Source organism: Pseudoalteromonas rubra (assembly GCF_005887095.1).
Classification (GTDB): domain Bacteria; phylum Pseudomonadota; class Gammaproteobacteria; order Enterobacterales; family Alteromonadaceae; genus Pseudoalteromonas; species Pseudoalteromonas rubra_E.
In genome coordinates this window covers 107,372-119,122 of record NZ_PNCI01000007.1, presented here as the reverse complement: position 1 = coordinate 119,122, position 11,751 = coordinate 107,372, and the positions used below count along the sequence as shown (strand labels likewise).

The following is an 11,751-nucleotide window of genomic DNA, read 5'->3' as shown; positions in this document are numbered from 1 at the left end:
GCTATTTGAGTGGCTTACCGATGCGCATTATCTGAATTAAGATAAGCGCAAATTTGAAGAAAAGCCGATGCGAAAATTAAAGTGAGGTGTTTGGTGCGGCTCTGGTTGGGCCAAATGAAGCACTGTGGAGCCTTGTGTAACTTCCTCGGTGTGAAAAGATAGTTTGGTATAAGCATGTTTAAGTGCTACGCCTAAACTTAAACCCAGGCACAGCATCAGAATAAACAAACCACTTTGTTTTACTCTTTGTTTCATAATTTTCCTTATTATTCTTATTTTTATGATGGTGCAAACTAGCACGGCTCTAAATTACAAAACGCTAATGAATGTGTCAATTATTTTAACAGGTTATTATTGGGAATAGTGTTTCTCTGTCTTTCCGATTGTGATGTCGTTACTTTCCCACCAGCATGACGCGGTTTTCTATATGTTAAGAAGGTTATCCAGGTAAGTAGAGAAGCCAGGAACAATGCCGCACAGGTGGAAATCGCTGCGCCAGTAATGCCATGATCCGGAATAAGTAGCCAATTCAATATCGCGTCGGTAACTAATGTTAAAAGCCCAATAAATACGACATACTTTCCTTTGCCTGTGTATTGAAGCCAGGTTGAGATAAATGCTGTCACCGCCCAGAAGCAAGAGCCTAGTATCAAGTACCTCAGTGCCCCATTCGCCGTAAAAAAGTCTTCACCAAACAATTGTAAAAGGTGCGAACCAGATACCATCAAAACAATGGAGAGTAATACAACGATCACAACCATGACGCGCTGAGCTTGCCAAAGCACATGCTCGGCATGTTCTTCGCCTTTCTCTAAGGCCTGGCCGAGCAAGGGGACAAATAAAGCTATGATGCTTACCTGAGCGACTGGAAGCATATGAGCTGTTGTCACTGCACCGGCATAGTGACCAACTTCATGTTCCAAAGCCAGTAGCTCCAGCATATAAAGGTCTAACTGAGAAATCGCGATTGTGACTAACATGGCGAGCATCATGGGAACGGACGTCTTCAGGAGTTTTGTACCATCATTGACGGGTGTTAAAGGAGTGAAAGACATTAGATTTTGTTTTCGTAAAACACTTAATTGCCAGAAAGTTATTATAAGCAACAGCCCAATACCTGCGGCAATTACCTGCCAAAGGTGCACTTGTTCCAGCAAAGCAGCCAGTGTAATGACGGCGATTGTTTTGCCAAGCGGCAGGCCAATTCGCCAGGGCAAGTTGGCATAAACCAGCATCTTTGCGCTTTGCAATACACGACTCAATATTGCACCGATGGCAATAAGTGGTATGGCAGCAGATATCCACAGTAATGCATGATGCTCTTCCAGCGACCAGCTACCTAAGTGCCAATAGCCACTTAAATAAGTACAGATAAAAAGTACCAAAGACAAGCCGACTGCAATTTTAGTGAAGAACAGGACGAACCCGCCGACCTGACTGGTTGCATTGTCCGCCAATGGTTTAGCCAAAACCTTTGGGGCGACGCGATCTCCTCCTAAAAGTACCAATACGCCGCAAATTGTGGCATAAGCGTAGGCGACTTTATAGTCGCCGTATTCATGAGCGCTGAGATTGCGACTCAGGCTGAGGTTAAATGCATAATCAACGATAAAGCCAATTATAACCGAGACACTGAGTGTCAGGGCGCCATGTTTAAGGTAGTTATCTTGTTGCATGGTTTGTCTGACCACAGCATGCAGTGAGTATTAATACGGGCATTATAGTGCATTGTGCATGAGGGTTAAATTTCACCAGATTACACCCCGAATGCTGACTGAGCGTCGTACGCTAGTGCAATGTCGATACAACGAGAAGCAGCCTGCTTGTCACCCTGGACAAAGGCTGACACCGTCGCTCCTTCTTTGAGTAAACACAAGACATCAACCAACCTGTCATCCGGCCGGGGCAAGCTTTGTGTGATCAGGTGTCTCACCGCTGTTTTATGTCTGGCACAGCTATCCATGATTTGTGCGTTCAGTGTCGCTGATTCACTGGCGGTGTTAATGAAAAAGCACCCTCTGAATGGACCAAGCTCAGGTGCACGATCGTGAAACCAGTCACTTAATGCATGAAACAGTAGCTCGATGAGTGCTGCATTACTTTCAGCGCCAGACAACTTACCTCTGAGCCACTGCAAATATTTTTGACCCCGGAGTGACAATGCGGCAAGTACCAGATCGTCTTTGGAACTAAAATGATGATAAAGGGTTTTCTTAGCGACGCCACTGTACGAGATGAGCTCGTTGATTCCCACGGCACATACCCCTTTTTGATAGAACAGCTCCAGCGCTTTGCTTAATAACAACTCTCGTTTATCTGACATATCAGCCTCCCATTATTTGTGTCTATCTTGACACGGGTAGACAAATCTGTCTACCATGTCTAGTAGAACGATTGGTCTACTTAAGGAGGTGTTGTGTTAAACTGGATTGTCTATTTTTCTGCTGGGCTAGGTTCTATGCTGGCAATTACTGCTCTGGCTCTGGTTGGGCAGCATGAGCAAGAGTACTGGCTTTTAATGGCAGCCTTTGGCGCGTCTTGCGTGCTGATCTTTGTCTTGCCCGAAAGTCCACTGGCCCAAGCGCGCAATGTGATTGCAGGTCACTGTATTACTGCACTGGTGGGAGTCGCTTTTGTTGAACTTGCCCCACTAAATGCATTCTCGCTGGGGACTGCAACAGGATTAGCAGTAATGCTAATGATGTATACGAAAACGGTGCACCCGCCAGCAGGTGCAAATCCATTATTTATTATGCTCACCGGTCAGGGCTGGACATTTTTGCTATTCCCAGTATTGACTGGTGCGATTTGCCTGGTTTTGTTTGGCCGTGGCTACCACCTGATCTGTGCTCATGGACTGTATAAAAACAAAAAGGCCGAGCGTAGCGATTAGTTTATTTTGCCAAGGTAAATAATAGTGATTATCAATTCTGTTTGTGTATAATGCGCGGGTTATTGTAAAAATAAATACAGGGAGGGATAGTGCTCAATTCATTTCAGGTACTGCTCTTGATTGCAGGTACCTTGTTATTTTACCTCAGCAATAAAAACCAGCAACTACTGCCTAATAAGCTAAGTGACGGCTTCCGAGTGGCGTCTTACCTGACACTGCTCTGTGCATATGGCTTTATCTTCTCACAAATGAAAGGGCCTTCAGTGATTTTCCAAAGTATTATCGTGGTCATGCTGGGGCTAATGATTGCTCCTTTTGTTGCGTTATTAATGAGTAACAAAAGGGGGAAGTCATGAACAGCGAGACACGTATTCAACCACATTGGTTGAGCAAATCTCTGGCTGGCATTCTAGCCGGGGGATTGCTGAGTTTTGCGTTTGTTGGCCTGGTCGTATGGTTTGGCCCGGATGGTCTCAAGGGGACGCTCACAAGTTCAGAGCTATTATGGAAAACTCAGTTTAATATGTGGCTCATTGCGCCTGTCTGGCTATTGATACTCAGCATGACTTTTTTGTTCAAAACGGGGAAGCAGGCCTGGGGCTGTCTATTACTGGCAACTGCGGTGTGCTTTGCGCTACAAGCAGGTTTAAGGAGTGTGCTATGAAAGTGAGAGCAGATGTTTTGCGCACCTATCAAACACTACACACCTGGACTGGTATAACGACCAGTTTACTACTATTCATCGGCTTCTTTGCTGGTGCATTGGTAATGTTTGCTCCGGAGATCGACCGATGGGCGACGTCTCCGGAAAAACATATGCCTGCAATAGCAACCGAGCGCTATGATGAATTGCTACAAAAAGTGCTAATGGAGTACCCCAAAGCCGCTGACAGCGTAACCCTGCATTTTGACAAGTCGCTATCGCCTGTAAGTTGGTACGAGCAGGGCAATGGAAGAGGACTTGCCCTTGATGAGGTCAAGTGGCACGGAACATTAAACGGTGACGGTGAGTTGGTTACCCAACTGGTACCTGTCAATACGCTTTCGGCTATGCTGGATATGTTACATCGCACTGCGGGTATTATTGGTGAAATTGATCACCATCAGGCGGGGGTTTTTGTTCTCGGCGTTGCTGCATTTGCATATTTTATTGCGTTGGTTTCTGGGGTGATATTTCTGCTCCCAACCCTGGCTAAGCGTTTTCAGGCACTGCGCCAGGATGGGGAAAGAAAGCGTTTTTGGCTGGATGGCCATAATTTGCTGGGTATTGCGAGTTTACCCTTTCACATTGTTATCGCTATTACCGTGACCGTTTTTGCGTATCATGATGTATTTTATGGTGGCTTGTCGCAACTTTATGGTGATAAGCCGATGTTTCCAGCGCCGCAGCAGCAAAAAATTGAACGGCAATTAACAGATCTACCAAAGGTATCAGAACTAGTTGCGCACGTAGAGGCACATGCACCGGGTTATACTGTTTCGTATATCAGGTATGCAAATCTGACCAAACCAGCCGCATCAGCCAGCGTAGGTGTAGTAAATGAAGAGCAGCTTATGCGCGGTGCGTTGAATGACTACGTATTTATAAATCCTTACACGTTCAAAATTGCCTCATCCAGTGCTGCACATCCGGATCAAAACATATGGGCGAAACTCGTGTCGGCGTTTTTTAGTCTGCATTTTGGTAGTTATGGTGGAGAGTTAGGCCGTTGGGCTTATTTTCTGATGGGCCTGGCCGGCGCTGGTTTATTTTATTCTGGGAATATTCTGTGGCTTGAAAAAAGGCGTAGAAAAGGAACCCAGCAGCAACGATCTTATCAGATCATGGGGGCACTTACAGTCGGTGTCAGTCTTGGAGCGCTAATGGGCATTGCTGCTGTATTTGCAAGCAATAAGTGGCTAACTTTGACGTCCGTGAACATAAATCATGCTTATTTGTTCGTTTACTATGCGAGCTTTTTTAGTGTTTTGGGAGCTGCATTTGTTTACGGCCCAGCGCGAACGGCAATTCACGGACTTAAACTCCTGGCATTGTTGTGTGTTATCGTGCCAGCGACATCACTTCTCGCCGCGGTAATTCCGGCCACCGAACTTTGGACACCCAAAAGCTTTGAAGCGCTTATGGTGGAGGTGATATCGTTGCTGTTTGGCGTATTCTTTTGGTTGCTGTCTAAACATGTTGCGCGCCGAGCCTTGCAAAATGAACCGGGTAGTATCTGGTATTTAAAGGAGTCTAAGGCAACTTCAGGTATTTCGATTAGACATACTGTTTAGCGCACGAAGATAGGGCTGGTCTTGGCAGAGTTAGAGGCTCTGCCTTTTAAATACCTAACTAAGAACACATCATACTGTGAGTTTAATACAATAATGTCAGCTTATTAGTAAGAGTTCGTAGCATAGAGTCTTCACAAGAAGAGGGGTCTGATAACCCCTGTATAAGGGTCATAAAGTAACAATCCATCATCACTGTTGCCTTCGTTTCATCGTATTCCTGTTCGGCAAAAAGCAGATGTTTGAAAGCATCAAGTTGCGCTGCAAAATACGACTGATGCCAAAGCAGATCTCCCAGTAAAGCCTTGCTAAATTCTCTGTGTTGCAAATAAAAAGCAAATAAATAACTGGCGTAGTGTCTGAGCTTAAGCCTTGCAGTATGATGCTGATCCGTCTTTTGAGCCAAAGCTATCACGCTGTCAATTTGCTGATGCATGGCCGTTTTAAGAATATCAATTTTATTAGGGAAGTGACTAAATACAGTTCCTGTGGCAACGCCTGCAGCGGTGGCTATTTGTCGGGTTGAGGTATCTTTATAACCTTGTACTATAAACAGCTGCCAACTGTTGTCTAATATCAACTGCCTTGTTTTTTCTCTCTTTTTCATTGGTGCTTAAGCTAAAAACTTTTCGCTATTATATCACGGTTACAGGGTACCTTAACACACTACATACCACGCCGTTTAAGGTTGCGTAAAAAACAACAAGTCAGTAATGGCTTCTTAATTCTCATTATAATTCTTGATAATTGAGCGCGCTCACTTATAATTGTGAGCGCGCTCAATTATGTTAAGGAGGCTTTATGTTGCAGCGATTGATAGGTTATGTATTGTTTATTCCATTCATTACGTTCTACAGCTACGTCTTGGGTCCTGCGCTCAAAGTAGTACTGGTGCCTGGCGGGTTGGCTATACTCTTTTTGATTTTAGGACCCGAGGCTTTTTTTCATCACTGGAGAAAAGCTAAAAGTAATACTGAAGCGACAATAAAGGAGAGTATCCAGCCGGGCTGAAAACACGGCGGTACGGAAATGTCGATTCGCTTTGAAGCGCCACTTGGGTATAATACGCCTGAAGTTGGCGCACACCCCAAAAAACTGCGCCTAAATCGTTCAATTTTAACTGAGGAATAATTATGACGGTTGGCATCATCATGGGCTCGAAGTCCGATTGGCCTACAATGCAACATGCAGCGGAAATGTTGGATAAATTCGGTATTGATTACGAAACTAAAGTTGTTTCTGCACACCGCACTCCTCATTTGTTGGCAGAATATGCTTCCTCAGCGGCAGAACGTGGCATTAAAGTCATCATTGCTGGTGCTGGCGGTGCAGCCCATTTACCAGGCATGGCTGCTGCATTTACCAGCCTGCCAGTATTAGGTGTGCCTGTTAAGTCCAAAACTCTCAATGGCGTAGATTCTTTATTGTCTATCTGCCAGATGCCGAAAGGGGTTGCGGTAGGTACTCTTGCTATCGGTGATGCTGGTGCGGCCAATGCTGGTTTGCTTGCTGCACAAATTCTCGGCTGTCAGCAGCCTGAAATTTTCGAGAAGGTCGAAGCGTTCCGTAAAACACAAACCGACACCGTTCTGGCAAACCCTAACCCAGCAGAGTAGTAATGAAAGTATTAGTATTAGGCGCAGGCCAGTTAGCTCGCATGATGAGCTTGTCTGCCACGCACTTAGATATTCAGGTTTCAGCCTACGATGTGGCGACCCAGCAAGTCATAAATCCAGTAACTTTCGAAGCACATAGTGCCAGTCTGGAGCAAGCCATTGCAGATGTGGACGCTATTACTGCTGAGTTTGAACATATCCCTGCAGATGTACTGTCAGTATGTCAAAAAACAGGGAAGTTTTACCCTGGTGCAGAAGCCATACTGACGGGTGGTGATCGTGCTAAAGAAAAAGCGCTGCTGGAAAAAGCAGAAGTGGCCTGTGCTCCCTATGCGTTGATCACTGAAAAAGCCCATTTTCTGGCGTCCATCGAAGAATTAGGTAAGCCGCTTGTCGTCAAAACCTGTCAGGCAGGATATGACGGTAAGGGTCAATGGCGTGTCAAACACGATAACGAAGTAGAGGCGATTTGGCAGGAAATGTCTGAGTTTCTTGCCGCGGGCACAGACACTGCACCGCATGCGATTATTGCCGAGCAAATGATCCCATTTGATCGTGAAGTATCTATTATTGGTGTCAGAGACCATAACGGTCAATGCCGTATTTATCCATTGACTGAGAATCAGCATACCAACGGCGTACTGACGTTGTCTGTTGCTGGCAAAGAAAAGTCTGCAATCCAGTCACAGGCAGAAACCGCTTTTGCGGCCATTGCCAATGAGCTCAATTATGTTGGCGTGTTGGCAATAGAGTTTTTTGATGTCAACGGTACTTTGCTGGTCAATGAAATTGCACCGCGCGTGCACAATTCTGGCCACTGGACTCAGCAAGGCTGTCACGTCAGCCAGTTTGAGAACCACATACGTGCAGTGACAGGCTTACCCACGGGTGATACTAGCCTGCTAAGACCGACTGCCATGATTAACGTGTTAGGCCAGGATGGTATACCGGCAGAAGTGTTGAGTGTAACAGGCGTTACGAGTCACTGGTATGGCAAAACGGCAAAGCCGGGCAGAAAGATGGGGCACATTAATGTCTCTGCTAATAGCCTGCATCAACTGGGCGAGCGGCTGGCTGAGCTTGCTGAGATACTCCCCGAAGTCGATTACCCCGGCATTGCTCAGACAAGTCATGCCCTGATCCTCAATTAGGGCAATCATCACGCCGGGTTTACCCGGCGTTTTTTAACTGATGACTGCTGGGGAGTAATAACATGATATTAGAACGATCTGGTTTACACCGAGCCTTATTTCTGTTTGCTTTCTTGTTTGCGTTATCTCCATTTGCCAGCGCCTCTTTGGCACTGTTCATTGGCCTGGGGTTTGCGCTATTACTGGGCAACCCTTGTCCTGATTTATCCAACTCTGGCTCAAAATGGTTATTAAAGTTGGCTGTCATTGGTTTGGGGTTTAACGTTAATATTGAGGAGGTTTTGAGTGTAGGTCGTAGCTCTGTAGTATTAACTATTATCAGTATTACAGCGACGATTGGCTTGGGTGAAATACTGAGCCAGGTATTCCGGCTAAACCGTAATACGGGCACTCTCATCTCATTTGGCACGGCTATCTGTGGTGGCAGCGCTATTGCCGCTATGGCGCCCGTTATCAAAGCAAAACAAGAAGAGATCGCCATTTCATTAAGTGTAATCTTCGCCCTAAACGCACTTGGTTTGCTTATCTTCCCTTGGCTTGGGCACTACTTTTCTCTGTCAGAAAGTCAATTCGCATTATGGAGTGCACTGGCAATTCATGATACCAGCAGTGTTGTGGCGGCCGCCGCAGTATATGGCCCGGTTGCGCTCACAATGGCTACGACCATTAAGTTAACCAGGGCTATGTGGATCGTCCCTTATGCTGCTATTGCCGGCGTATTTTGGCGCTCTTCCGAAAAGGCGAGTATCCCTCTATTTATAGTTGGCTTTATCGCTGCGGCAATGATCAATACCTGGTTGCCTGATTACCAGCCTGTATGGTCTGTACTTTATAGCGGCGCAAAGTCAGTTCTGGTTGCGAGCTTGTTTTTGATAGGCAGTGGTGTCTCAATGACAATGTTACGTCAAAGTGGTTGGCGACCTTTTGCTATGGCCTCTGTGCTTTGGTTTATCGTCAGTGGCGTGATGTTACTCCTGATCCTCGATGGCCTGATCTCATTATAAGACAGTGAACTGAACGGGTGCTCCACATAGACATCAATGCTTTACAAAAAAAATAAAATAAATGAATTTTTTTGGAACTTATTACGCAAGCGTCGGGTCTACTTTTATGAGGCGTGGATAGGCCTCATTTCATACTCGTTGTCCATCAACGACTATGTGAGCGCAGAGAGTATTTGGCCAGTATCTTTACTGGCCTTTTTTTTGCAATAATCGTTCTATTAGGTCATTTATCTTAAATTGTTCGAATTATCCGTATTCTTCTGCTTAAATTAGCCCACAATAACAACCTTAGACAATTCATATAATGAAACAATCTCTTACTTCTCTTGCCGTGGCATCAGCGCTGTTCCTCGCCGGATGTCAGGTCACCCAATCAAGTCATAACAAATCGACCTCATACGAAACCCAACCCGCAAAAGTGATTACGTCCAAAGCGGCCACTGGGTCTGAATCGATTACGCTAGAGCAGGCTATGGCTCATCCTGACTGGCTAGGTCGAAAACCTGAGAAGGGGTTTTGGAGTACCGACAGTCAATCCGTTTTGTTTAAACAAAAACAAGCGGGTAGTGAGCTAAGAGATACTTTCAAATATGGTCAGCACGGGCTTGAACAAGTCGCGTTATCTGACAAGCACCAAATTGGTGCTGTAAACGCGGTATATTCACAAGATGGCAAACGACAAGCCTACACCTTTGCGGGCAATGTGTTTGTCAAAGACGTTGCTTCCAATTCGGTTCGTCAGTTAACACGCTCCAGTCAAACGGCAAAGCAATTGCAATTTCTCACATCGGGCAATCTTTCCTATTTTGCAGGTAATGCCTTTTATGCCATTGATTTGGAATCCGGACTTACGACCGAGTTGGCTAAGCTGGTGCTTAGCGATGCACCTGAAGGCGTTGCTGAGCCAAAAACTTATATCGCTCAGGAACAGCACAAATTAATTGACTATGTGGCGCTGCAGCATAAAAACGCAAAAGATGCGCAGAGCCGCCAAGAAGCGCTGGTCGAGCAAAACGCCACTCTCGACAATAACCAATTTTATCTGGGTAAAGGCCAGCGTATTGTTGAAGCCAGTTTATCTCCCGCGGGGGATAAACTGCTCGTCGCAATAACCAAAGACGTTCCTGAGCGCAGTGAACAGGACATCATGCCTAACTATGTGTCACAGGATGGTAATATTGACCCGGTTAAAGCACGCAGCCGCGTAGCAGATAACAAACCTGTCGAGCACAGCCTTGTCTATATCGATCTCAATAGCCAGCAGCAAAGCATGCTGCCTTATAACACGTTGCCGGGCTTCGATGAGGATGTATTGGCACAAGTCAGGAAAGAAAATGCTCAGGCAATTGGTAAAACGTATACCAGTAAAAAAGCCCCCCGCCATATTACACTGATGCTTGACTGGGCATGGGACCAGTCTGCAATTCAATGGAATACACAGGGCTCTGAAGTAGCTGTCATGTTAGAGTCCTGGGACAATAAAGACCGCTGGATAGCAAGTGTTGACTTTAATAGCAACAAACTGGTTTCTCAGCATCGTTTGCACGATGAAGCCTGGGTAAACTACACGCACAATGATTTTGGCTGGCTCAACAACCAAGATACCCTGTATTACCTCTCTGAAGAATCAGGCTACAGCCATTTGTATACCAAAGCCCTGAACGGCGAGGCGAAGCAACTGACTTCAGGAAAGTTTGAGGTGTCAGAGCTAACGCCGACAAAAGATAACAAGTCCATCTACTTTAAGGCAAACATCAAGCACCCTGGTATCTATGAAATTTACCGAGTTGCGCTGCAATCAGGTGAAGTTGAAACGCTGACAAACCTTGATGGTATGACAGATTATGTGTTGAGCCCTGATGAAAGCAAACTGCTACTGACGCATTCAAAAATTGTCATGCCGCCTGAATTATTTATCGCTGATGCTAAACCAGGCAGCACGCCAAAACAAATCACCCATACTGTGTCTCAGGAATTTCTGAATAAAAAACTGATAGCACCAAAAGTGGTGGCTGTGCCATCGAGCAATACCGAGCAACCGATTTATGCCAAGGTATACTATCCTGCTGACTATCAGGAAGGGGAGCAGGGCAAAACACGCAAAGCCGTGATCTTTAACCATGGCGCCGGCTACCTACAAAATTCACATATGGGCTGGTCTGTGTATTTTCGTGAATTTATGTTCCACTCCTTGCTTGCCAGCGAAGGCTACGTCGTGATGGATATGGACTACCGAGCTTCAAAAGGGTACGGTCGAGACTGGCGTACAGCTATTTACCGCCATATGGGTAAACCAGAGATAGAAGATTTAGCAGATGGTGTTAACTGGATGGTCGAAAACGTCAACGTAGACAAAAACTCTGTTGGTACCTATGGTGGCTCTTATGGTGGGTTTATGACTTTCATGGCCTTATTTACTCGGCCTGAGCTGTTCCAGGCGGGTGCTGCGCTCAGACCCGTTACTGACTGGGCCTATTATAACGACCCCTATACCTCGAATATTTTGAATCGCCCAGCAGATGACCCTATTGCGTATCGTCGTAGCTCACCCATCTATTTTGCTGAGGGACTAAATAAACCTATGTTGATCAATGCACCTATGATTGATGATAACGTCTTTTTCCAGGATGTTGTGCGTCTGGTACAAAGATTAATTGAACTCGAGAAAGAGAATTTCGAAACTGCCATTTATCCTGTAGAGCCACACGGGTTCGTGCAGCCCTCGAGCTGGTTAGATGAATACCGCCGCATCTATAAATTGTTTAAAGAAAATCTATAGTTAATGTACAGCGCAGATCTGTCGATCTGCGCTGTTA

General features: G+C 45.7%; 13 protein-coding genes. 9 read left to right on the top strand and 4 right to left on the bottom strand.

From position 1 onward, the window contains the following. Positions 1-36: 36 nt before the first annotated feature. The 3 genes from CWB99_RS03110 to CWB99_RS03100 form a co-directional block, all read right to left on the bottom strand. The gene (locus CWB99_RS03110) at positions 37-255 is read right to left on the bottom strand and encodes a hypothetical protein (RefSeq protein ID WP_138552500.1); all 219 of its coding nucleotides are present in this window, start codon (positions 253-255) and stop codon (positions 37-39) included. Positions 256-335: 80 nt separating this feature from the next. Beyond that, positions 336-1,676, bottom strand: a complete 1,341-nt coding sequence (locus CWB99_RS03105; RefSeq protein WP_138552501.1) for a polysaccharide biosynthesis C-terminal domain-containing protein — start codon at positions 1,674-1,676, stop codon at positions 336-338. Between the two features lie 80 nt (positions 1,677-1,756). After that, positions 1,757-2,323: a TetR/AcrR family transcriptional regulator gene (locus CWB99_RS03100; RefSeq protein WP_138552502.1), complete on the bottom strand. Its 567-nt coding sequence runs from the start codon at positions 2,321-2,323 to the stop codon at positions 1,757-1,759. Between the two features lie 93 nt (positions 2,324-2,416). Between CWB99_RS03100 and CWB99_RS03095 the strand changes: the two genes are divergently transcribed. The 4 genes from CWB99_RS03095 to CWB99_RS03080 all read left to right on the top strand — a co-directional run bounded on the left by CWB99_RS03095 (position 2,417) and on the right by CWB99_RS03080 (position 5,167). Next, entirely contained in the window at positions 2,417-2,893 is a 477-nt protein-coding gene (locus tag CWB99_RS03095; protein ID WP_349304476.1) for an HPP family protein, read from the top strand. Between the two features lie 89 nt (positions 2,894-2,982). Beyond that, positions 2,983-3,249 (top strand): hypothetical protein, encoded by a 267-nt coding sequence (locus tag CWB99_RS03090; RefSeq protein WP_138552503.1) that lies wholly within the window; start codon positions 2,983-2,985, stop codon positions 3,247-3,249. Next, a complete protein-coding gene (locus CWB99_RS03085; protein ID WP_138552504.1) occupies positions 3,246-3,557 on the top strand; it encodes a hypothetical protein in 312 nt (103 codons plus the stop codon). Before CWB99_RS03090 ends, CWB99_RS03085 begins: the two co-directional genes overlap by 4 nt. Beyond that, positions 3,554-5,167 (top strand): PepSY-associated TM helix domain-containing protein, encoded by a 1,614-nt coding sequence (locus CWB99_RS03080; protein ID WP_138552505.1) that lies wholly within the window; start codon positions 3,554-3,556, stop codon positions 5,165-5,167. Before CWB99_RS03085 ends, CWB99_RS03080 begins: the two co-directional genes overlap by 4 nt. An 82-nt stretch (positions 5,168-5,249) precedes the next feature. On the opposite strand, the gene CWB99_RS03075 is transcribed toward CWB99_RS03080, so the two are convergent. Continuing rightward, a complete protein-coding gene (locus CWB99_RS03075) occupies positions 5,250-5,771 on the bottom strand; it encodes a TetR/AcrR family transcriptional regulator (protein WP_138552506.1) in 522 nt (173 codons plus the stop codon). 194 nt (positions 5,772-5,965) lie between these two features. Between CWB99_RS03075 and CWB99_RS03070 the strand changes: the two genes are divergently transcribed. The 5 genes from CWB99_RS03070 (at position 5,966) to CWB99_RS03050 (ending at position 11,714) form a co-directional block, all read left to right on the top strand. Continuing rightward, entirely contained in the window at positions 5,966-6,175 is a 210-nt protein-coding gene (locus CWB99_RS03070; protein ID WP_138552507.1) for a hypothetical protein, read from the top strand. Positions 6,176-6,297: 122 nt separating this feature from the next. Further along, on the top strand, positions 6,298-6,780 hold the full coding sequence (gene purE / locus CWB99_RS03065; RefSeq protein ID WP_138552508.1) for a 5-(carboxyamino)imidazole ribonucleotide mutase: 483 nt from the start codon (positions 6,298-6,300) through the stop codon (positions 6,778-6,780). A 2-nt stretch (positions 6,781-6,782) separates the two neighbouring features. Further along, positions 6,783-7,931, top strand: a complete 1,149-nt coding sequence (locus CWB99_RS03060) for a 5-(carboxyamino)imidazole ribonucleotide synthase (RefSeq protein ID WP_138552509.1) — start codon at positions 6,783-6,785, stop codon at positions 7,929-7,931. Between the two features lie 62 nt (positions 7,932-7,993). Then, entirely contained in the window at positions 7,994-8,935 is a 942-nt protein-coding gene (locus tag CWB99_RS03055; RefSeq protein WP_138552510.1) for a YeiH family protein, read from the top strand. Between the two features lie 304 nt (positions 8,936-9,239). Further along, positions 9,240-11,714 carry a S9 family peptidase gene (locus CWB99_RS03050; RefSeq protein ID WP_171045245.1) on the top strand — a complete coding sequence of 825 codons (2,475 nt, stop codon included), beginning with the start codon at positions 9,240-9,242 and terminating at the stop codon, positions 11,712-11,714. The last annotated feature ends 37 nt before the right edge of the window (positions 11,715-11,751 follow it).